Raw genomic sequence first — 21,330 nt, forward strand, 5'->3', positions numbered from 1 at the left:
TGATTAGCCGCTGTTTTTTTTGTCCCTATGATTGACACTGCCGAGGTGGACTATTTTTACCCGAGTCGCTAATTTTTGCCGCAAGGTGCTTAACCGCGATGACGTCGTGGTCGAGGAGAATGAAATTCTCCCGCACATTACTGTTATCCCGCGCGATCAGCACGCTATTTCCCGCAAAGATATCAGTGAAAATGCCCTCAAGGTGCTTTACCGTTTGAACAAAGCAGGCTACGAGGCTTACCTCGTCGGCGGCGGTGTCCGCGACCTGCTGCTGGGCAAAAAACCGAAAGATTTCGACGTCACCACCAGCGCGACCCCGGATCAGGTGCGTAAGCTGTTCCGTAACTGCCGCCTGGTCGGCCGCCGCTTCCGTCTGGCTCACGTGATGTTTGGGCCGGAGATCATCGAAGTGGCCACCTTCCGTGGTCACCATGAAGAACAGCAGTCCGACGACCGTCAGACCTCGCAGCGCGGCCAGAACGGTATGCTGCTGCGTGACAACATCTTTGGTTCTATCGAAGAAGATGCCCAGCGTCGCGACTTTACCATCAACAGCCTTTACTACAGCGTGGCCGATTTCTCGGTACGCGACTACGTCGGCGGGCTGAACGACCTGAACAAAGGCATCATCCGCCTGATTGGCGATCCGGAAACGCGCTACCGCGAAGACCCGGTTCGTATGCTGCGTGCAGTGCGCTTTGCCGCCAAGCTGAACATGACTATCAGCCCGGAAAGCGGCGAGCCGATTCCTCGCCTGGCGACGCTGCTTAACGATGTGCCAGCGGCGCGCTTATTTGAAGAGTCGCTCAAACTCCTGCAGGCCGGGTATGGTTTTGAAACTTACCAGCTACTGCGTGAGTATCAGCTGTTCCAGCCGCTGTTCCCAATCATCTCCCGCTATTTTACCGAGCAGGGCGACAGCCCAATGGAGCGCATCATTGCGCTGGTGCTGAAGAATACCGATAACCGCATTCACAACGATATGCGCGTGAATCCGGCGTTCCTGTTCGCGGCAATGTTCTGGTATCCGCAGCTGGAAATGGCGCAGAAAATAGCCCAGGAAAGCGGCCTCGCCTACTACGATGCCTTTGCGCTGGCGATGAATGAAGTGCTGGATGAAGCCTGCCGTGCGCTGGCGATCCCAAAACGCATCACCACGCTGGTACGTGATATCTGGGGCCTGCAGCTTCGTCTGTCGCGCCGTCAGGGCAAACGCGCCTGGAAGCTTATGGAGCATCCTAAATTCCGTGCGTCTTACGATCTGCTGGCGCTGCGTGCAGAGGTTGAGAACAACCAGGAACTGCTGCGACTGACCAAATGGTGGGGCGAATTCCAGGTGGCGGCACCGCCAATGCAAAAAGATATGCTGAACGATCTTGGCGATGAACCCGCCGCGCGCCGCCGGACGCGTCGCCCGCGCAAACGTGCGCCACGCCGCGAAGGCAGCGCATGACCCTCGCGTATATCGCGCTGGGCAGTAACCAGGCGTCACCGCTGGAGCAGGTTTCTTCAGCTCTTGACGCCCTTGCCGCCATTCCACAAAGCCGAATGGTGGCAACTTCTTCGTTTTACCGCACTCCCCCGCTGGGCCCGCAGGATCAGCCAGATTATCTGAATGCTGCCGTGGTACTTGATACCGACCTGTCCGCCGAAGCCCTGTTAGACCATACTCAACGTATCGAACTTGAACATGGCCGCGTTCGCAAAGAAGATCGCTGGGGACCGCGTACGTTAGATCTCGATCTTATGCTGTTTGGCGATGAGGTGATGCACACCGACCGTCTGACCGTGCCCCATTACGATATGAAGAACCGTGCGTTTATGCTGGTTCCGCTACTGGAAATAGCACCTGAATGCCGCTTTCCTGACGGGCAATCTGTTGCTGAGATACTGGTTCGCCTCTCTCAGGAGGGTATCACCCGCTGGTAAACAGCGCGCCCGTATCCTGTTCAAACCTTTCTCCGGGGATGATGATGAAACCCACTACCACCTCCACCCTGCGTAAGCTCAAGCAGGACAAAAAGAAATTCGCCACCCTTACCGCCTATGACTTTAGCTTCGCCAGGCTGTTTGCTGACGAAGGCATTGGCGTATTGCTGGTTGGCGATTCACTGGGCATGACGGTTCAGGGCCACGACTCCACGCTGCCGGTCACGGTGGAAGACATTGCCTACCACACCCGTGCGGTTCGCCGCGGTGCACCAAATTGCCTGCTGCTGGCCGATCTGCCGTTCATGGCCTACGCCACGCCGGAGCAGGCATTTGCCAATTCCGCAGAGGTGATGCGCGCCGGGGCCAACATGGTGAAAATCGAGGGCGGACGCTGGCTGGCTGAGACGGTGAAAATGCTGACCGAACGCGCTGTCCCGGTCTGTGGCCACCTTGGACTCACCCCGCAGTCAGTAAACATTTTCGGCGGTTATAAAGTGCAGGGCCGCGACGAACAGGCGGCTCAAACGCTGCTGGACGACGCCCTGGCGCTGGAAGCTGCTGGTGCCCAGCTGTTGGTGCTGGAATGCGTGCCGGTGGAACTGGCAAAACGCGTTACCGAAGCCCTTTCTATCCCGGTGATTGGCATTGGCGCGGGCAACGTCACGGACGGGCAAATTCTGGTGATGCATGATGCCTTCGGGATAACCGGCGGCCACATTCCTAAATTTGCGAAGAATTTCCTTGCTGAGACCGGTGATATTCGTGCCGCGGTGCGCCAGTACATTAATGAAGTCGAGTCCGGCAGCTATCCGGACAACGAACACAGTTTCTACTGACAGGAGATAGGTTGTGCTGATTATCGAAACGTTACCGCTGCTGCGTCAGCAGATTCGCCGCTGGCGCCAGGAAGGCAAGCGCATCGCCCTGGTGCCGACGATGGGCAACCTGCACGATGGACATATGACGCTGGTTGAAGAAGCCAAAGCCGTTGCCGATGTGGTAGTGGTCAGTATTTTCGTCAATCCGATGCAGTTTGACAGACCGGACGATTTAGCCCGCTACCCGCGCACGCTGCAGGAAGACTGCGAGAAGCTGAACCGCCGCAAGGTGGATATGGTCTTCGCGCCTGCGCCGGTGGATGTTTATCCGCAGGGCCTCGACACGCAAACCTTTGTGGATGTGCCGGGGATCTCCACCATGCTGGAAGGTGCCAGTCGTCCTGGGCATTTCCGTGGCGTGTCCACCATCGTCAGCAAGCTGTTCAACCTGGTTCAGCCCGACGTTGCCTGCTTCGGCCAGAAGGATTATCAGCAGCTGGCGCTGATCCGTAAGATGGTTGCCGATATGGGCTATGACATTGAGATCGTCGGCGTGCCTACCGTGCGCGCTAAAGACGGCCTGGCGCTCAGCTCCCGCAATGGTTATCTGACCGCCGACCAGCGTAAAATCGCCCCAGGCTTAAGCAAAGTAATGAACAATCTTGCCGACAAGCTGCGCAGCGGCGATCGTGATACCGAAGAGATGTTGATCCTTGCGGCGACCGAACTAAACGAAAAAGGCTTCCGTTCAGACGACCTGCAAATCCGTGACGCAGACACGCTTCTGGAGCTATCGCCAGAAAGCAAAAGCGCGGTGATCCTGATGGCAGCCTGGCTTGGTCAGGCGCGACTGATTGATAACGTTACCGTCGATTTGGCGCAGTAGACAGCCTAAATAAAAAGGGCAATACTGCCTCGAATATCCACTGCGCTGAGGATCTCAGCGCTTTTTAAGCCCAGTAACAAAGGTTCAAGTTTATGATTCGCACCATGCTGCAAGGCAAGTTACACCGCGTCAAAGTGACTCAGGCGGACTTGCATTACGAAGGCTCCTGCGCCATCGATCAGGACTTCCTTGAGGCGGCAGGCATTCTGGAATATGAAGCCATCGACATCTACAACGTCACCAACGGGAAGCGTTTCTCTACCTACGCTATCGCCGGTGAACGTGGCTCTAAAATCATCTCCGTTAACGGCGCGGCGGCACACTGTGCTGACGTCGGTGACATTCTGATTATCGCCAGCTACGTCACCATGCCGGACGAACAGGCACGCAGCTGGCAGCCAAAAGTAGCCTACTTTGACGGTGAGAATGAGATGAAACGTCTCGCGAAAGCGGTGCCGGTTCAGGTAGCGTAATCATCACCCTACCCTCTCCCACTTGGGAGAGGGTATCGAACGACCCCACTTTAGCTCACGCCTCAGGCTGATTGGTAATCGTCCTCGACATCGTCTCCAGCGAATCCGTCCTCATAATATAAAGCCGCTTCAGCAAGAACGGGTTATCGCCCGGCTTCACCTTGCCACGCACCGTCGTAACCGCCATATGGAAACCTGCGTCATTCGCCGCTTTCACCGCGGTATCGTTATAGCCGCCAAACGGATAGGACAGGTAAAGCACGTGCGGATTGAACTGCGACAGCGCGCGGCGCGAGTGCTCAAAATCAAACAGAATATTGTGATAACTGCGGCTCAGAAGGATCGGGCGGCGATAGTTATCGACACGGTGCAGGAAATGGGTATGCGACTGGATATCAAAGACACTTTGGATCGCTTCCAGCTCGGAAATGCTCATAAACTGTAGCGATTTTGGGTTCCACGGCTGCGGATGGCGCTTGATCCGTGACGAGATAATGTAAGCCGTCGCTTTGAAGTCGTACTGCTTGAGAATCGGAAACGCGTAGCGATAAACCGACTTCAGCCCGTCATCAAAGGTGATGACCACCGAACGAGCCGGAAGGTTCATGCGGTTACGCACATAGCCTTCAAGCTGGTACATCGTCAGCGTGGTGTAGCCCATATCGCGTAGCCAGGTCATCTGGTTGCTGAAGGCGACCACCGAAGTCGTGGTGGAGGTGTGGCGGAAACGGGTATTTTCCTCATCACGCAGAATATGATGATAGGTCAGGACCGGAATGCCGTTATCGGGCTGTGCGTCCAGGCTGCTGACGTAGCCCAGGCGGTTGCCGATGCGAATCTGATACCAGGTCTGGTTCAGGCGATCTTTCAGCTTGCCGATGATCGGGTAGCGAAGATTATCCGCCAGGGTGCCAAACACCGCTGAAGAGGTGACGGGCTCGTTATAGATAGCCACATCGCGGAAGGTGATCAGGTTTTGGTTACTCAACGGCTTATTCAGATCGCCCAGCCGGTCTTCCACCCGCTGCTTACCTTTTACCGGGCCAAGATGCGCCTTGTCGATAAACCCGGTACCGAAGCCAAAGTTAAACTCATAATAATCCGCCACCGTCGGCACAACGGCCAGGATCTGGCCCTGCCCAATTCTGCCGACGGAAATCACGCTATCCCCAACCTGCGCCCAGATATCGGCGTCTTCGGTAGTTTGCATATATTGGGCGGGCGTGTCGTGGCTACTGAGCAGGCTGGCCTGGGCGGTACCGATGCTGATGACCAGCATGACGCAATAAACGAGGCGAGTTAACATGGCAAATTAGTCAGTTTTTTGTCGGGAAGACGGAAGGAATTCATTATTTTAGCAAAAGTTAGGTGAATACCAACCTGAATAGATAAATACCCTCAATATCTGTGCAGCAATACGAAGGGCGGATTCTTTTGCTGCTGGTGCCAGAGGCTGGTTACCCCTTCCCCACCTTGCTCCACAATGAGCTGGCGAAACGCCTCGCTGGTGACGTTTTCACGCTGTTCCAGCATGGCTAACAGCAGCGGAAGCGTCACGCCGGAGATGACTTCGCAGTGCTCATGCTTATGGTTCATCAGCGCTGCAGTCCGATACGGCGCTTCACCGGTAATGTCGGTCAGAAAGATGACGCCGTCGCCCGAGTCGCAATGGTGGAGCGCATCGCACATCATCCGGCTCAGCATATTGGTGCTTAATCCTTCCCAGAAATTAACCGCACTGCACTGCGGCTGCGGACCAAAACGCAGCTCGATGGCATCCAGCATCTTTTGTGCGTAGTCGTCGTGTCCGGCAATGACCCAACCCAGCATAAAGCATCTCCTGTTAATGGAGCGACAGTGTGCCAGAACGTCGAATAAGTAGCCTGATGCGCATCAATATGGAGTAAAAAAATCCCCCTAAAGAGGGGGATTCAGACTGGTGACAAACCGCTGGCGAAAAGAAAAACTCCAGACGGCTCGTTACAAATAGGAAAATCAATTCATTGATTTTCGGCTGATAACCACAAAGAGGGAAAAACCACGCTTTTTCCCTCTTTGTTAGCAACGTCAAATCCCCCTAAAGAGGGGGATTCAGAAGAGAAAATCAGGTACGCAGACCGCGACCGCGCTGGATGAGGTACCAGCACAGCAGGTAGAACACGACGATAAAGATGGCCAGCACTCCAACGGTGGTCACCAGCGGCACATCGGTAATGCCCAGGAAACCAAAGCGGAAGCCGCTGATCATATAAACAATCGGGTTCAGGTGCGACAGCGCCTGCCAGAACGGCGGCAGCAGGGTCAGGGAGTAAAACACCCCACCCAGATAGGTCAGCGGCGTCAGCACGAAGGTCGGGATCAGGCTGATGTCATCAAAGGTTTTGGCGAAGACCGCGTTCAGCAGGCCGGCCAGCGAGAATAATACCGCCGTCAGTACCAGCGTCAGCGCCACGAACAGCCAGGAATGCACCTGGAACGGCACGAAGAACAGCGACACCGCCGTCACCAGCACGCCCACACACAGCCCGCGCGCGACGCCGCCGCCGACATAACCCGCGATAATCACGTGCGTCGGCACCGGCGCCACCAGCAGCTCTTCAATGTTGCGCTGGAACTTGGCGCTAAAGAATGACGAAGCGACGTTGGCGTAAGCGTTGGTGATCACCGCCATCATGATCAGGCCCGGTACGATAAACTGCATATAGGTGAAGCCGTGCATTTCGCCGATACGCGAACCAATCAGGTTGCCGAAGATAATGAAGTACAGGGTCATGGTGATGACCGGCGGAACCAGCGTCTGGATCCAGATACGGGCGAAGCGGTGAACCTCTTTGGTCCAAATGCTTTTCAGCGCCACCCAGTACAGCTGCATCATGACCGATCCCCTTGTTTACCGTTTACCAGCGTCACGAACAGCTCTTCGAGACGGTTAGCTTTGTTACGCATACTTTGCACCTGGATACCCTGCGCGCTGAGCTGGCTGAACACGCTGTTAATCCCCTGCTCCCGCAGTACTTCCACCTCAAGCGTGGAGGTGTCTACCAGGCGATACTGATAGCCATCCAGCTTAGGCAGTGGGCTCTTCGGCGCCAGATCCAGGATAAAGGTTTCTGATTTCAGCTTGGAAAGCAGAGACTTCATGGAAGTGTTCTCTACCAGTTCACCGCGCTGGATAATGCCGATGTTGCGGCACAGCATTTCGGCCTCTTCCAGATAGTGGGTGGTCAGAATAATGGTGGTGCCTTTATCGTTAAGATCTTTCAGGAACCCCCACATTGAGCGGCGAAGTTCAATGTCTACGCCAGCGGTTGGTTCATCCAGAATCAGCAGCTTTGGCTCGTGCATCAGCGCGCGAGCAATCATCAGGCGGCGCTTCATCCCACCGGAAAGCATACGGGCACGTTCGTTGCGTTTTTCCCACAGATCGAGCTGTTTTAAATACTTTTCACTACGCGCTATCGCTTCGCTGCGCTCAACGCCGTAGTAGCCCGCCTGATGCACGACTATCTGCTGCACCGTCTCAAACGGGTTGAAGTTGAATTCCTGCGGGACCAGGCCGAGCTGGCGCTTGGCGTTAACCACGTCTTTTTGCAGGTCGTAACCAAACACCCGCACGCGGCCGGAGGTTTTATTCACCAGCGAGCTGATGATGCCGATAGTGGTGGATTTGCCCGCACCGTTAGGGCCGAGCAGCGCATAAAAATCGCCCGCCTCAACACGAAGATCTATGCCGCGCAGCGCCTGGACGCCACCGTGATAGGTTTTCGTTAACTGTTCCAGTTCCAATGCAATTGTCATGGATATTCGCTTACCTTATTCGGTACTTGTTTGAAAATTCGTTGAGTTACCCTATATTACCCCATCGCACTTCTCGGGTGACAGGCGTTAACCTCACATGAAAGATATTGATTCCCTTATCAGCAATAATGAACTTTGGTCAAAAATGCTGGTTGAGGAAGACCCCGGTTTCTTCGAAAGGCTTGCCCAGGCACAAAAACCCCGCTTTCTCTGGATTGGCTGCTCCGACAGCCGCGTTCCCGCTGAACGCCTTACCGGCCTGGAACCAGGCGAACTCTTCGTTCACCGCAACGTGGCAAACCTGGTTGTTCATACCGACCTGAACTGCCTTTCCGTTGTGCAGTACGCCGTAGACGTGCTTGAAGTTGAGCACATTATTATTTGCGGTCACTACGGATGCGGCGGCGTGCAGGCTGCGGTAGAGAACCCGGAGCTGGGCTTAATTAACAACTGGCTGCTGCACATTCGCGACCTGTGGTTCAAGCATAGTTCGCTCTTAGGGGAACTGGCACCGGAACAGCGGATGGATACGCTCTGTGAACTGAACGTCATGGAGCAGGTGTACAACATCGGCCATTCCACCATCATGCAGTCTGCCTGGAAACGCGGCCAGAAAGTCACGGTTCACGGCTGGGTCTATGGGATTCACGACGGACGCCTGCGCGACCTCGAAGTGACGGCCACCAGCCGTGAGTCGCTTGAGCAGGGTTACCGCAGCGGGATTTCCAATCTGAAAAATACCCACCATAGCCACCGGAATCGCGCAGCTTCGCAGTAATCCCGGCAAAAGTGGATAGCAAAAAGGGCCCTTAAGGCCCTTTTTTGTTAGCTAGCGACTTTTACTCGTCGAGCATAACCACTTTGCCGACGAACGGCAGGTGGCGATAGCGCTGGGCGTAGTCGATGCCGTAGCCCACCACGAACTCGTCCGGAATAGAGAAACCAACGTATTCAACGTTAACGTTCACTTCGCGGCGGGTTGGTTTGTCCAGCAGCGTACAAATGGCCAGAGATTTTGGCTCGCGCAGGCTCAGGATTTCACGCACTTTGCTCAGGGTATTGCCGGAGTCGATAATGTCTTCGACGATCAGCACGTCTTTCCCGCGAATGTCTTCATCCAGGTCTTTGAGGATTTTTACGTCACGAGTGGTGGACATGCCGCTGCCGTAGCTGGAGGCGGTCATAAAATCGACTTCGTGGGATACCTGCACTTCACGGCACAGATCCGCCATAAACATAAATGAACCGCGCAGCAGACCTACCAGCACCATATCACTGCCGCTGTCGCGATAGTGTTCGGTGATTTGACGACCCAGTTCAGCAACACGGGCTTTGATCTCCGCTTCCGGGATCATCACTTCAACAGTATGTTTCATATATCTAACCATATGATTTAAAAACAAATCATTTAATGCTGGTGAACCTGCAGCCAACACAAAATATTGAGGCGAGGAGTATACCAGCAAATGGCCTTCACATCCGCACTTCAAAAAAAAGCCATAAATGTGACAACCATCACACTTGTTAATAACTATAATTAAATGCTATCAAACCTTTATGAGTGTGATAATTGTGAATACAAATAAAACCGGATCGCAACTATTTGTGACCCTCTCAGCCCTCTTTGCCGTTCTTTGCGGGCTCTATTTACTTTTTGGCGGGATATGGTTAGTGGCTATCGGCGGGTCGTGGTATTACCCGATCGCCGGCCTGGTGATGCTCGGCGTCGCCTGGCTGCTGTGGAAAAGCAAAGCCTCTGCGCTTTGGCTCTACGCAGCCCTGCTACTGTGTACTATGGCCTGGGGCGTCTGGGAAGTCGGCTTCGACTTCTGGGCGCTGACGCCACGCTGCGACGTGCTGGTGTTCTTCGGCGTCTGGCTTCTGCTGCCGTTTGTGTCTCGCCGCCTGGTAATTCCAGCAAGCGGCGCGGCGGCATCGCTGGTGGTTTCCCTGTTGATTACCGCCGTTGTGCTGGTCTGGGCGGGCTTTAACGACCCGCAAGAGATCAACGGTACGCTGCAGTTGGATAACACCGCCGCTGCCGCCGGGTCTTCAATTCCTGATGCCGACTGGCCAGCTTATGGCCGCAATCAGGAAGGGCAGCGTTTCTCTCCGCTCAAGCAGATCACCACCCAAAACGTGGGCCAGCTGAAGGAAGCCTGGCGCTTCCAGACCGGCGACGTGAAGCGTGCTACCGACCCGGGCGAAATCACCAACGAAGTCACCCCGATCAAAATTCGGGACATGCTTTACCTGTGTACCGCGCACCAGCAGCTGTTCGCGCTGGATGCGTCTACCGGGAAAGAGAAGTGGAAGTTTGACCCTCAGTTAAATACCGATCCTTCGTTCCAGCACGTGACCTGCCGGGGAGTTTCTTACCACGAGGCCACCGCAGACAACGCCTCTGCGGACGTTGTGGCCGACTGTCCTCGCCGCATTATTCTGCCGGTGAACGACGGTCGCTTGTTTGCTCTTAATGCCGACACCGGCAAGCTGTGTGAGAGCTTTGCGAACAAAGGCATCCTGAACCTGCAAACCAATCAGCCGGTGACCACGCCAGGGATGTATGAGCCGACTTCACCGCCTATCGTGACCGACAAGGTGATTGTGATTGCCGGGGCGGTGACCGATAACTTTTCCACTCGCGAACCTTCCGGCGTGATACGTGGTTTTGACGTTAACACCGGTAAACTGCTGTGGGCGTTTGACCCAGGCGCGAAAGATCCAAACGCTATCCCGGATGACGGGCATCATTACACGCTGAACTCCCCGAACTCGTGGGCTCCGGCGGCTTATGACGCAAAACTGGATCTGGTTTATCTGCCGATGGGCGTGACTACGCCGGACATCTGGGGCGGCAACCGCACGCCTGAGCAGGAGCGTTACGCCAGCAGCATTGTGGCGCTGAATGCCACCACCGGTAAGCTGGCCTGGTCCTATCAGACCGTACACCACGACCTGTGGGATATGGACATGCCTGCCCAGCCAACCCTTGCCGACATCACCGACAAGAGCGGCAATAAGGTTCCGGTAGTTTACGCTCCGGCCAAAACCGGCAATATCTTCGTGCTGGATCGTCGCGACGGTAAGTTAGTGGTTCCTGCGCCGGAACAACCGGTCCCGCAGGGCGCCGCTAAAGGTGACCATGTTTCCCCTACTCAGCCGTTCTCCGAGCTGACCTTCCGTCCGAAGAAAGATCTGAGCGGCGCGGATATGTGGGGCGCAACCATGTTTGACCAGCTGGTGTGCCGAGTGATGTTCCACAGCATGCGCTATGAAGGCATCTTTACTCCGCCTTCAGAGAAAGGAACGCTGGTCTTCCCGGGTAACCTGGGCATGTTCGAGTGGGGCGGGATTTCCGTTGACCCGAATAACCAGGTCGCGATGACCAACCCAATGGCGCTGCCGTTCGTGTCTAAGCTGATTCCACGTGGCCCTGGCAACCCAATGGAGCCGCCAAAAGACGCCAAAGGTTCAGGCACTGAATCCGGCGTTCAGCCGCAGTACGGCGTGCCGTATGGCGTCACGCTGAACCCGTTCCTGTCGCCGCTCGGCCTGCCGTGTAAACAACCAGCCTGGGGCTATATCTCCGGCGTTGACCTGAAAACCAACGAGATCGTGTGGAAGAAACGCATTGGTACCGTGGAAGACAGCATGCCGTTCCCAACCGGGATCCCAATGAAATTCCGCATGGGGATGCCGATGCTGGGTGGCCCAATCTCCACCGCCGGTAACGTGATGTTCATTGGCGCAACCGCAGATAATTACCTGCGCGCGTTTGATATGCGTGACGGGAAACAGCTGTGGGAAGCGCGTCTGCCGGCAGGTGGGCAGGCTACGCCGATGACGTATGAAGTTAACGGCAAGCAGTACGTGGTGATTTCCGCAGGCGGCCATGGCTCCTTCGGCACCAAGATGGGTGATTATATCGTGGCGTACGCTCTACCGGACGACGCGAAGTAACTCATTGCTGTAACGCATTGCGGGTGGCTCAGGCCACCCGCTCTTGCTTTTACGCGACGGTAAAACCGAGCATCATCCCGGTATCTTCATGCTCCAAAAGATGGCAGTGCGCCATATAGGCCGCTTCCTTCGGTGCGGCATGATCGAACTTCACCAGCACTTCGCTGCGCGCGCCTTCCACCTTCACCGTGTCTTTCCAGCCCTGACGATGTGCCGCCACCGGCCTGCCGTTCTCTGACAGAATGCGGAACTGGGTACCATGAATATGGAACGGGTGGAGCATCATGTCGCCTTCCCCTGATATCGTCCATTTCTCGTATTTCCCTTTCTGCGCGGCAAACGCCGGAGTTGCCATATCAAAGGCTTTTCCATTGATTTTGTTCGCGTTGTGGAAATCAAACCCGTGGCTCATGCCACCGTGGTTCATATTTCCCATACTGCCGTGGTCCATATTTTTCATGTTGCCATGATCCATATTGCCCATACTGCCGTGGCCGTCCATCGACATGCCTGCCATAGCCTGCATGCCGTATTTATCCATCAACGCCTGCATCCCCATCATGTCGAGCATCGGATCCATCATCAGCTGCAGCCAGCGTTCCGTCACGCCCTCCAGCGACGGTAGCGCAGGCACGTTGACCAGCTTGTCAGGCAACGTACCGGAGGCAGCGATGATCAGCGGCTGGATATGAACAATCGGCGCTGGCTTATCAAATGGCGCCACGGTCATGCCCATTTGCTTCACCGGCAGAGTGACGATATCAAATGGTTTGCCGTCACGGGTATCCACCAGCACTTCAAACCGTTCGCCCATCAGCAATTCCAGCTCGGTGACTTTTACCGGCTCGGCCAGCAGGCCGCCGTCGCTGGCAATAACATAGAGAGGACGATTATCGCTGGCGGCAATATTCAGAGAGCGGGCATTGCAGCCGTTAAGCAAGCGCAGACGCAGCCAGCCGCGCGGATTGGAATGCTGCGGATAAACGGCACCGTTGCACAATAGCGTATCGCCGAACCAGCCTACGGCCGCGCTCATGACGTCCAGCTGGTAGTCAATCTCGCCATCTTTACCGAAACGTTTGTCCTGGATAATCAGCGGAATATCATCAATTCCCCACTGCTTCGGCAGCATTAACTGAGCGCTTTCGTTATCCTCAATCAGCACCAGCCCGCCAAGCCCCATGGCAACCTGATGCCCGGTTTTGCCATGCTGATGCGGGTGGAACCAGCAGGTCGCCGCCCGCTGCTGCGGCGTAAAAGTCACGCTCCGCTTTGCACCCGCCGCGATAACGCCCTGTGGGCCGCCGTCAACCTCACCGCCGACTTCAAGCCCATGCCAGTGCACGGTAGTTTCTTCTGCCAGGTTATTATGGATATCAACCGTGACCGCTTCGCCCTGAGTCAGCCTGAGCGCCGGGCCCAGCAGCGAACCGTTGTAGCCCCAGGTTGTAGCCGTTTTACCGGCAAAAACGCTCTTTCCTGCATTAACGCTGAGACTGATGCTATTTTTAGCATCAGGGGCAAGCAAAGGCGGGACAGGCAACGCCGGACGATCGGCCGCCAGCACGGTACGGCTCCAGAGTGGCAGCGCGCTGAAAGCCCCGAGTGCCGCGGTATATTTCAAAAAATTACGGCGATGCATAGTCAGTTCCTTTCGTTGGCATACTTGGTGGCGAGCATAAACCTTTCCCTAACGGTAAGGTCAAGTTTTAAGCTCATAATAAATATCGTCGACGCCCTTTTAACTGTGTTAACGTTTCGTATCTGAGAAAAAGTGGTAGACGTGATGAAGATGGGAGTTAGGGCGTTATTACTGGGCGTATTGCTGGCTTTTTCTACCAGCAGCCTGGCGCTAAGCGAGTCTGAAGCAGAGGATATGGCCGATCTGACTGCGGTGTTTGTGTTCTTAAAAAATGATTGTGGCTACCAAAATCTCCCGAACGGCCAGATCCGACGCGCTCTGGTGTTTTTTGCCCAGCAAAATCAATGGGATCTCACTAATTACGATAGCTGGAACATGAAAGCGCTGGGTGAAGACAGCTATAAAGATTTGAGCGGTATCGCTATTCCCACTGCAACAAAATGCAAATCTCTGGCAAGGGACTCCTTAAGCCTGCTGGCCTACGTCAAGTAACCTTCCCTCTCTCGCCGATGCTGAAATGTTGACCGTGCACCCACGGTCAATGTTGGCTATCATGTTACGCCGGATTTACAACGGTGTTAACAGAGGAGGCATCCCCGATGACCCACCCAACCGTGTGGCAGGAAACGCTACATGACAAGTTTGGCCAGTACTTTGCCATCGACAACGTCCTTTACCACGAAAAAACCGACCACCAGGATCTGATCATCTTTGAAAATGCGGCTTTCGGCCGGGTGATGGCGCTGGACGGCGTGGTGCAAACCACCGAGCGCGATGAGTTTATCTACCATGAGATGATGACCCACGTTCCGCTGCTGGCGCACGGCCAGGCGGAGCACGTGCTGATTATCGGCGGCGGCGACGGCGCAATGCTGCGTGAGGTTTGCCGACATCGCGGCGTGAAGACGATAACCATGGTGGAGATCGATGCTGGCGTTGTGGCCTTCTGCCGCCAGTATTTACCGAACCATAATGCCGGCAGCTATGACGACCCGCGTTTTACGCTGGTTATCGACGACGGCGTCAACTTTGTTAACCAGACCACCCAGACCTTCGATGTGATTATCTCGGACTGCACCGATCCTATCGGGCCGGGAGAAAGCCTGTTCACCTCTGATTTTTATCAGGGCTGCAAGCGCTGCCTGAATCCTGGCGGGGTCTTCGTTGCCCAGAACGGCGTTTGCTTCCTGCAGCAGGATGAAGCCATCGACAGCCACCGCAAGCTGGGCCACTACTTTGGCGACGTCAGCTTTTACCAGGCGGCTATACCGACCTATTTTGGCGGCATCATGACCTTTGCATGGGCAACCGATAACCCGGCGCTTCGTCACTTATCGAGCGAAATCATTCAGGCACGCTTTCATAAAGCCGGCATTTCCTGCCGCTACTATACCCCTGCAGTCCACACGGCCGCGTTTGCGCTTCCGCAGTATTTGCTGGATGCGCTGTCCTGACAGCCGCCCTCTGGAGACGATAAAAAATTGAAAAAACTGAAACTGCACGGCTTTAACAACCTGACCAAAAGCCTGAGTTTTTGTATCTACGATATCTGCTATGCCAAAACCGCCGATGAGCGTGACGGCTACATCGCCTATATCGACGAGCTGTATAACGCTAACCGTCTGACGGAAATCCTCAGCGAAACCTGCTCCATCATCGGCGCCAATATCCTGAACATCGCCCGTCAGGATTATGAGCCGCAGGGTGCCAGCGTCACTATTCTGGTGAGTGAGGAGCCCGTCGACCCGCAGAGTATCGACCAGTCAGAACATCCAGGCCCGCTGCCGGACACGATCGTCGCCCATCTTGATAAAAGCCATATCTGCGTTCACACCTATCCGGAAAGCCATCCTGAAGGCGGCCTGTGCACCTTCAGGGCCGATATAGAAGTGTCGACCTGCGGGGTGATTTCTCCGCTGAACGCGCTCAATTACCTGATTCACCAGCTAGAAAGCGACATCGTGACCATCGACTATCGCGTGCGCGGCTTTACCCGCGATGTGAACGGCCTGAAGCATTTCATCGACCACGAGATAAACTCAATTCAGAACTTTATGTCCGACGATATGAAGGCGCTGTACGACATGGTGGACGTCAACGTGTACCAGGAGAACATCTTCCATACCAAGATGTTGCTGAAAGAGTTTGACCTCAAACACTACCTGTTTAACGTCAAACCTGAGGAGTTGAGTGCCGAAGAACGAAAAACGATCGCCGACCTGCTGTGGAAAGAGATGCGCGAAATCTACTACGGCCGCAACATTCCGGCTGTATAAATCTTGATGACGTGGAGCGCCCAGGGCTCCACGTTACTCAACGCTGCTGCATGAATTCCCGGTAAGCGTTAACCACCTGCAGAAAATCCTCTACGCCGCAAAAAGAGAGGCTTTCTTCGTCGTAATAGCTCATCCCTTCTTCTATCTCATCGCCGGAAATTTCCAGCTGATTGGCACGGACGATCACCTCTTCTTCGTCCAGCCACAGGGTATATTCATGCCCGGCACGCTGCCACTGACGTTCGCTGCCTTTCACCGAGAGTACGGCCTGCTCGACTTCATCCAGAAGCGCCAGGTTGCCCTTCACTTCTTCATTAAACCAGTGGCCGACAACCTCGTGCCCCATCGACATACGCACCTTCACCACGCCGGTGACGTCACGCAGAAATTCATAGTCCATCGCTGTTTCCTCTACATCGCGGGGGGAAATCCTCACCCACGCTTACAGGCTTAATTATCGCAGCAAAGTTGGGGGAAAACAGCGGGGCGAGTACAAGGCCGAGAAATAAAAAGGTGAGAGCGGGACCCTGCGGTCTGATGCCCTCACCCCGTCCCTCTCCCGTAGGAGAGGATGCAAACGCTAAAAACCGTCTCTTCAGAGACGGTTTTGCTGTTTATACCGCAGTCTGGAAGATAACGCCGTCAGCCTTCTCGGTGTACTGAGAAAGCTGGTCAAAGTTCAGGTAGCGGTAGGTATCCACCGCCGTTTTATCAACCTGAGCCATGAAGGTCTGGTATTCATCAGGGGTTGGCAGTTTACCCAGCAGGGAAGCGACTGCCGCCAGCTCTGCGGACGCCAGGAAGACGTTCGCCCCGGTGCCCAAACGGTTCGGGAAGTTACGGGTCGAGGTCGATACCACGGTTGCCCCATCCGCCACGCGAGCCTGGTTACCCATGCACAGGGAGCAGCCTGGAATTTCGATACGCGCCCCGCTCTTACCGAACACGCTGTAATAACCTTCTTCGGTCAGCTGAGCCGCATCCATACGGGTTGGCGGAGCCACCCACAGGCGGGTTGGCAGCTGACCTTTGTGGCTGTCCAGCAGCTTACCGGCAGCACGGAAGTGGCCGATGTTGGTCATGCAGGAACCGATAAACACTTCATCAATCTTCTCACCGGCAACGTCGGACAGCAGACGAGCATCGTCCGGGTCATTTGGCGCGCAGAGGATAGGCTCTTTGATATCGTTCAGATCGATGTCGATCACTGCCGCGTATTCTGCGTCAGCGTCGGCTTCCATCAGCTGCGGATCGGCCAGCCATTTTTCCATGCCCTGAATACGGCGCTCAAGCGTACGACGGTCGCCGTAACCTTCGGCAATCATCCACTTCAACAGCACGATGTTGGAGTTCAGATACTCTTCGATCGGCTCGCGATCCAGCTTAATGGTACAACCTGCGGCGGAACGCTCAGCGGAAGCATCGGTCAGCTCAAACGCCTGCTCAACTTTAAGCGTTGGCAGACCTTCGATTTCCAGGATGCGGCCAGAGAAGATGTTTTTCTTCCCTTTCTTCTCGACGGTCAGCAGGCCCTGCTTGATAGCGTACAGCGGAATAGCATGCACCAAATCACGCAGGGTAATACCCGGCTGCATTTTGCCTTTAAAGCGAACCAGCACGGACTCCGGCATATCCAGAGGCATAACGCCGGTCGCGGCGGCAAACGCCACCAGGCCAGAACCCGCTGGGAATGAAATCCCGATAGGGAAACGGGTGTGGGAGTCACCGCCGGTGCCAACGGTATCCGGCAGCAGCATGCGGTTCAGCCACGAGTGAATGACGCCATCGCCCGGACGCAGAGACACGCCGCCACGGTTCATAATGAAATCAGGCAGAGTGTGGTGAGTCGTCACGTCAACCGGCTTCGGATAAGCGGCGGTGTGACAGAAGGACTGCATCACCAGGTCAGCGGAGAAGCCAAGGCAAGCCAGGTCTTTCAGCTCATCACGGGTCATTGGGCCGGTGGTGTCCTGGGAGCCTACGGAAGTCATCTTCGGCTCGCAGTAAGCGCCAGGGCGCACGCCATCTACGCCACAGGCGCGGCCAACCATTTTCTGTGCCAGCGAGTAACCACGGGTGCTGGCAGCAACGTCTTTCGCCTGAACGAAGACTTCGCTATGCGGCAGGCTCAGCGCCTCACGCGCTTTGGTCGTCAGGCCACGGCCGATGATCAGCGGAATACGGCCGCCGGCGCGGACTTCGTCCAGCAGCACGTCGGTTTTCAGCTCAAAGTTGGCGATTACCGCGTCGGTGTCGTGATTACGCACTTCGCCTTTGTACGGGTAAATGTCGATAACATCGCCCATATTCAGGTCATTTACGTCAACTTCGATCGGCAGTGCACCGGCATCTTCCATGGTGTTAAAGAAGATTGGCGCAATTTTCCCGCCGAGCACGACGCCGCCGCCGCGCTTGTTCGGCACGTTCGGGATGTCGTCGCCCATAAACCACAGCACGGAGTTGGTGGCGGATTTACGGGAAGAACCGGTGCCCACAACGTCGCCCACGTAGGCCAGCGGGAAACCTTTCTTCTGCAACGCTTCGATCTGTTTGATCGGGCCAATAGCGCCAGCCTGATCCGGCTCAATGCCTTCGCGGGCATTTTTCAGCATCGCCAGGGCGTGCAGCGGGATGTCCGGGCGGGACCAGGCGTCCGGCGCAGGAGACAGGTCATCGGTGTTGGTTTCGCCGGTGACCTTAAAGACGGTAACGGTGATTTTCTCGGCCAGTTTAGGGCGAGACAGGAACCACTCGGCTTCGGACCAGGACTTCAGCACCTGCTGAGCGTAGGTGTTGCCCGCTTTGGCTTTCTCTTCTACGTCGTAGAAGTTATCGAACATCAGCAGCGTGTGGGACAGCGCTTTGGCGGCAATCGGCGCCAGCTTTTCGTTATCCAGCGCGTCAATCAGCGGATGAATGTTGTAGCCACCCTGCATGGTGCCCAGCAGTTCAATGGCTTTTTCAGGGGAGATCAGCGGGGAAGTGGCATCGCCTTTGGCAATGGCAGCAAGGAAACCTGCTTTCACGTAGGCGGCTTCATCAACGCCCGGCGGTACACGGTTAGTAATCAGATCTAACAGGAATGCTTCTTCACCTGCGGGTGGGGTTTTCAGCAGCTCAACCAGTGCGGCCATTTGGGTGGCATCTAAGGGTTTTGGAACAATCCCTTCTGCGGCACGTTCAGCTACGTGCTTACGGTATTCTTCTAGCACGACGGTTCTCCTCGCTCTCATTGTCATTTGGCGCCACCGGATCTCTCTCTTCACGCTCCTGTGAGACAGCAGTTTGTAGGGTAAATGCCCGGTACCGCGTCGGGCAGCATATCAGGATTTTCAGGGGGTGTTAATCTGTTTACAAAAAAGCAACATTAAAACTTTGCTGAATCGTTAAGGGGGAATAGATTACTTTTTGATATGACGTTCAGGCACAAAAAAACCGCATTTCGGCGGTTCGTTTGCCCTGACAAAGTGGTAGCACACGATGACAGGAGATGTTTTGTGGCAAGTCCAGTACGAGAACGATAATGCCCTTATCAGTTTGTGGTTGCAAGGCATCTTGTTTATTTTGCGAACAAACATCTAAAAGAGGATGCAAGCCACTGCAAACTTAAAATATCCATATCTGAGCGCACTCTTTTATCCTACATTCGACGACGGCCTGCTTCGCTGGTGTAGCAGCCAGTCATCGGGTTCGGGAGCAGCTCAACCGCTCTACGTGGTAAGTCCTGTACACTTGCCTGATTCTGCCTTTCCCGGTGAAGAAGGGATCGCCGTAGCCCAAAAGGGTATACACGCATTGGAAATGCGTTTGCTGTACGCGCTGCTTCTGTTGTCAGGTTCACTGCTTTCGCTGAGCCAGGGTGGCTGGAATATTTCAGACATCAGCGTTCAGTTCGTTTTGAACCTGGGCAATTAAGCTACTGGCCGCTCGCAAGGGCGGCCTTTTACGGGCAAAAAAAACGGCCCCGAAGGGCCGCTTTATCAAACTCGAAAAGTTACTTTTTCTTCGCTTTCGCGTTTGGCAGGTCGGTGATGCTGCCTTCGAACACTTCAGCCGCCAGGCCAACGGATTCGTGCAGCGTCGGGTGAGCGTGGATGGTGAGCGCAATATCTTCTGCGTCACAGCCCATCTCGATAGCCAGACCGATTTCGCCCAGCAGCTCGCCGCCGTTAGTCCCGACAATCGCCCCACCGATAACGCGGTGAGTCTCTTTGTCGAAGATAAGCTTGGTCACGCCATCGGCGCAGTCGGAAGCGATAGCACGGCCAGAAGCTGCCCACGGGAAGGTGGCGGTTTCGTAGCTGATGCCTTTCTCTTTCGCTTCTTTCTCGGTCAGACCAACCCATGCAACTTCTGGCTCGGTGTAAGCGATAGATGGGATCACTTTCGGGTCGAAGTAGTGCTTCATCCCGGCGATAACTTCTGCGGCAACGTGGCCTTCGTGAACACCTTTGTGCGCCAGCATTGGCTGACCGACGATGTCGCCGATAGCAAAGATGTGAGGAACGTTGGTGCGCAGCTGCTTGTCAACGCGGATAAAGCCACGGTCGTCCACTTCAACACCGGCTTTGCCGGCATCAAGGTTTTTACCGTTCGGCACGCGGCCGATAGCGACCAGAACCGCGTCGTAACGCTGTGGTTCAGCAGGGGCTTTTTTGCCTTCCATGGAAACGTAGATGCCGTCTTCTTTCGCTTCAACGGCGGTCACTTTGGTTTCCAGCATCAGGTTGAATTTCTTGCTGATGCGTTTGGTGAAGACCTTAACGATGTCTTTGTCTGCAGCCGGGATAACCTGGTCGAACATTTCAACCACGTCAATGTCTGAACCCAGCGCATGGTACACGGTGCCCATTTCCAGACCGATGATACCGCCGCCCATAACCAGCAGGCGTTTCGGTACGGATTTCAGCTCCAGCGCGTCCGTGGAGTCCCACACTCGTGGATCTTCATGAGGAATGAACGGCAGCTCGATCGGACGGGAACCCGCCGCGATGATAGCGTTGTCGAAGTTGATCACGGTTTTACCGTTTTCGCCTTCAACTTCCAGAGTGTTAGCCCCGGTGAATTTACCCAGACCGTTTACCACTTTCACTTTACGGCCTTTGGCCATACCCGCCAGGCCGCCGGTCAGCTGAGTGATAACTTTTTCTTTCCAGGTACGAATTTTGTCGATATCGGTTTTCGGCTCACCGAAAACGATGCCGTGCTCGGCCAGTGCTTTTGCTTCTTCGATAACTTTAGCAACGTGCAGCAGCGCTTTAGAAGGGATACAGCCGACGTTCAGACAAACACCGCCGAGGGTGCTGTAACGCTCTACGATGACGGTTTCCAGACCTAAATCCGCGGCGCGGAATGCTGCGGAGTAACCTGCTGGGCCTGCCCCAAGTACTACGACCTGAGTTTTGATTTCTGTGCTCATCATGACCTCTTAATTTATACCCGTCGTCCACCGGGTCGTTCTATCCGCCCGCAGTTTACAAAATTGTTAACAATTTTTAAACAACAAACGGCTCACGAATTGTCGCTTTCGCCGATAACCTCA

20 protein-coding genes are annotated in these 21,330 nt (G+C 55.1%); 11 read left to right on the plus strand and 9 right to left on the minus strand.

Going from position 1 to position 21,330, the window contains the following annotated elements:
- Nucleotides 1–52: 52 nt before the first annotated feature.
- From pcnB to panD, 5 genes are all read left to right on the plus strand, one after another.
- Nucleotides 53–1,453, plus strand: a complete 1,401-nt coding sequence (gene pcnB, locus HX778_RS04685) for a polynucleotide adenylyltransferase PcnB (protein ID WP_235212930.1) — start codon at nucleotides 53–55, stop codon at nucleotides 1,451–1,453.
- A complete protein-coding gene (folK, locus tag HX778_RS04690) occupies nucleotides 1,450–1,929 on the plus strand; it encodes a 2-amino-4-hydroxy-6-hydroxymethyldihydropteridine diphosphokinase (protein WP_176981395.1) in 480 nt (159 codons plus the stop codon). The genes pcnB and folK overlap by 4 nt, the downstream gene beginning before the upstream one ends.
- 44 nt (nucleotides 1,930–1,973) lie before the next feature.
- Nucleotides 1,974–2,768: a 3-methyl-2-oxobutanoate hydroxymethyltransferase gene (gene panB, locus HX778_RS04695; protein WP_176981396.1), complete on the plus strand. Its 795-nt coding sequence runs from the start codon at nucleotides 1,974–1,976 to the stop codon at nucleotides 2,766–2,768.
- Nucleotides 2,769–2,781: 13 nt separating this feature from the next.
- Nucleotides 2,782–3,636, plus strand: coding sequence for a pantoate--beta-alanine ligase (gene panC, locus HX778_RS04700; protein ID WP_038475481.1), 855 nt, complete (start codon nucleotides 2,782–2,784; stop codon nucleotides 3,634–3,636).
- Between the two features lie 92 nt (nucleotides 3,637–3,728).
- Nucleotides 3,729–4,109, plus strand: a complete 381-nt coding sequence (panD, locus tag HX778_RS04705) for an aspartate 1-decarboxylase (RefSeq protein ID WP_008461846.1) — start codon at nucleotides 3,729–3,731, stop codon at nucleotides 4,107–4,109.
- A gap of 55 nt (nucleotides 4,110–4,164) precedes the next feature.
- On the opposite strand, the gene HX778_RS04710 is transcribed toward panD, so the two are convergent.
- The 4 genes from HX778_RS04710 to HX778_RS04725 all read right to left on the minus strand — a co-directional run bounded on the left by HX778_RS04710 (nucleotide 4,165) and on the right by HX778_RS04725 (nucleotide 7,907).
- Nucleotides 4,165–5,415 (minus strand): polysaccharide deacetylase family protein, encoded by a 1,251-nt coding sequence (locus HX778_RS04710; protein ID WP_038475486.1) that lies wholly within the window; start codon nucleotides 5,413–5,415, stop codon nucleotides 4,165–4,167.
- 92 nt (nucleotides 5,416–5,507) lie between these two features.
- Nucleotides 5,508–5,939 carry a PTS sugar transporter subunit IIA gene (locus tag HX778_RS04715; RefSeq protein ID WP_176981397.1) on the minus strand — a complete coding sequence of 144 codons (432 nt, stop codon included), beginning with the start codon at nucleotides 5,937–5,939 and terminating at the stop codon, nucleotides 5,508–5,510.
- 274 nt (nucleotides 5,940–6,213) lie between these two features.
- On the minus strand, nucleotides 6,214–6,984 hold the full coding sequence (locus HX778_RS04720) for an ABC transporter permease (protein ID WP_038475492.1): 771 nt from the start codon (nucleotides 6,982–6,984) through the stop codon (nucleotides 6,214–6,216).
- A complete protein-coding gene (locus HX778_RS04725; RefSeq protein WP_038475495.1) occupies nucleotides 6,981–7,907 on the minus strand; it encodes an ABC transporter ATP-binding protein in 927 nt (308 codons plus the stop codon). Before HX778_RS04725 ends, HX778_RS04720 begins: the two co-directional genes overlap by 4 nt.
- A 97-nt stretch (nucleotides 7,908–8,004) precedes the next feature.
- Here HX778_RS04725 and can point away from each other — a divergent pair, with 97 nt between their 5' ends.
- Complete coding sequence (can, locus tag HX778_RS04730) at nucleotides 8,005–8,685, plus strand: carbonate dehydratase (protein WP_038475498.1); 681 nt, start codon at nucleotides 8,005–8,007, stop codon at nucleotides 8,683–8,685.
- A gap of 61 nt (nucleotides 8,686–8,746) precedes the next feature.
- Here can and hpt read toward each other — a convergent pair whose 3' ends face one another.
- Complete coding sequence (gene hpt, locus HX778_RS04735; protein ID WP_008461837.1) at nucleotides 8,747–9,283, minus strand: hypoxanthine phosphoribosyltransferase; 537 nt, start codon at nucleotides 9,281–9,283, stop codon at nucleotides 8,747–8,749.
- Nucleotides 9,284–9,464: 181 nt separating this feature from the next.
- On the opposite strand from hpt, the gene HX778_RS04740 reads away from it, so the two are divergent.
- Nucleotides 9,465–11,870: a glucose/quinate/shikimate family membrane-bound PQQ-dependent dehydrogenase gene (locus tag HX778_RS04740; RefSeq protein WP_052048988.1), complete on the plus strand. Its 2,406-nt coding sequence runs from the start codon at nucleotides 9,465–9,467 to the stop codon at nucleotides 11,868–11,870.
- 49 nt (nucleotides 11,871–11,919) lie between these two features.
- On the opposite strand, the gene cueO is transcribed toward HX778_RS04740, so the two are convergent.
- A complete protein-coding gene (gene cueO, locus HX778_RS04745; protein WP_038475503.1) occupies nucleotides 11,920–13,512 on the minus strand; it encodes a multicopper oxidase CueO in 1,593 nt (530 codons plus the stop codon).
- A 144-nt stretch (nucleotides 13,513–13,656) separates the two neighbouring features.
- Here cueO and HX778_RS04750 point away from each other — a divergent pair, with 144 nt between their 5' ends.
- From HX778_RS04750 to speD, 3 genes are all read left to right on the plus strand, one after another.
- Nucleotides 13,657–14,004 carry a YacC family pilotin-like protein gene (locus HX778_RS04750; protein ID WP_038475505.1) on the plus strand — a complete coding sequence of 116 codons (348 nt, stop codon included), beginning with the start codon at nucleotides 13,657–13,659 and terminating at the stop codon, nucleotides 14,002–14,004.
- Nucleotides 14,005–14,111: 107 nt separating this feature from the next.
- The gene (gene speE, locus HX778_RS04755) at nucleotides 14,112–14,966 is read left to right on the plus strand and encodes a polyamine aminopropyltransferase (RefSeq protein WP_176981398.1); all 855 of its coding nucleotides are present in this window, start codon (nucleotides 14,112–14,114) and stop codon (nucleotides 14,964–14,966) included.
- A gap of 27 nt (nucleotides 14,967–14,993) precedes the next feature.
- Nucleotides 14,994–15,788 carry an adenosylmethionine decarboxylase gene (speD, locus tag HX778_RS04760; RefSeq protein ID WP_176981399.1) on the plus strand — a complete coding sequence of 265 codons (795 nt, stop codon included), beginning with the start codon at nucleotides 14,994–14,996 and terminating at the stop codon, nucleotides 15,786–15,788.
- A gap of 37 nt (nucleotides 15,789–15,825) precedes the next feature.
- Here speD and yacL read toward each other — a convergent pair whose 3' ends face one another.
- A complete protein-coding gene (gene yacL, locus HX778_RS04765; protein ID WP_176981400.1) occupies nucleotides 15,826–16,188 on the minus strand; it encodes a protein YacL in 363 nt (120 codons plus the stop codon).
- A 214-nt stretch (nucleotides 16,189–16,402) separates the two neighbouring features.
- A complete protein-coding gene (gene acnB / locus HX778_RS04770) occupies nucleotides 16,403–19,000 on the minus strand; it encodes a bifunctional aconitate hydratase 2/2-methylisocitrate dehydratase (protein ID WP_144244038.1) in 2,598 nt (865 codons plus the stop codon).
- A 376-nt stretch (nucleotides 19,001–19,376) separates the two neighbouring features.
- Here acnB and HX778_RS04775 point away from each other — a divergent pair, with 376 nt between their 5' ends.
- Nucleotides 19,377–19,703, plus strand: coding sequence for a hypothetical protein (locus HX778_RS04775; protein WP_176981382.1), 327 nt, complete (start codon nucleotides 19,377–19,379; stop codon nucleotides 19,701–19,703).
- A 79-nt stretch (nucleotides 19,704–19,782) separates the two neighbouring features.
- On the opposite strand, the gene lpdA is transcribed toward HX778_RS04775, so the two are convergent.
- Nucleotides 19,783–21,207: a dihydrolipoyl dehydrogenase gene (gene lpdA / locus HX778_RS04780; protein ID WP_154187276.1), complete on the minus strand. Its 1,425-nt coding sequence runs from the start codon at nucleotides 21,205–21,207 to the stop codon at nucleotides 19,783–19,785.
- Nucleotides 21,208–21,330 lie beyond the last annotated feature (123 nt).

Source organism: Cedecea sp. P7760 (assembly GCF_013386425.1).
GTDB classification, from domain to species: Bacteria; Pseudomonadota; Gammaproteobacteria; order Enterobacterales; family Enterobacteriaceae; genus Cedecea; species Cedecea selenatireducens.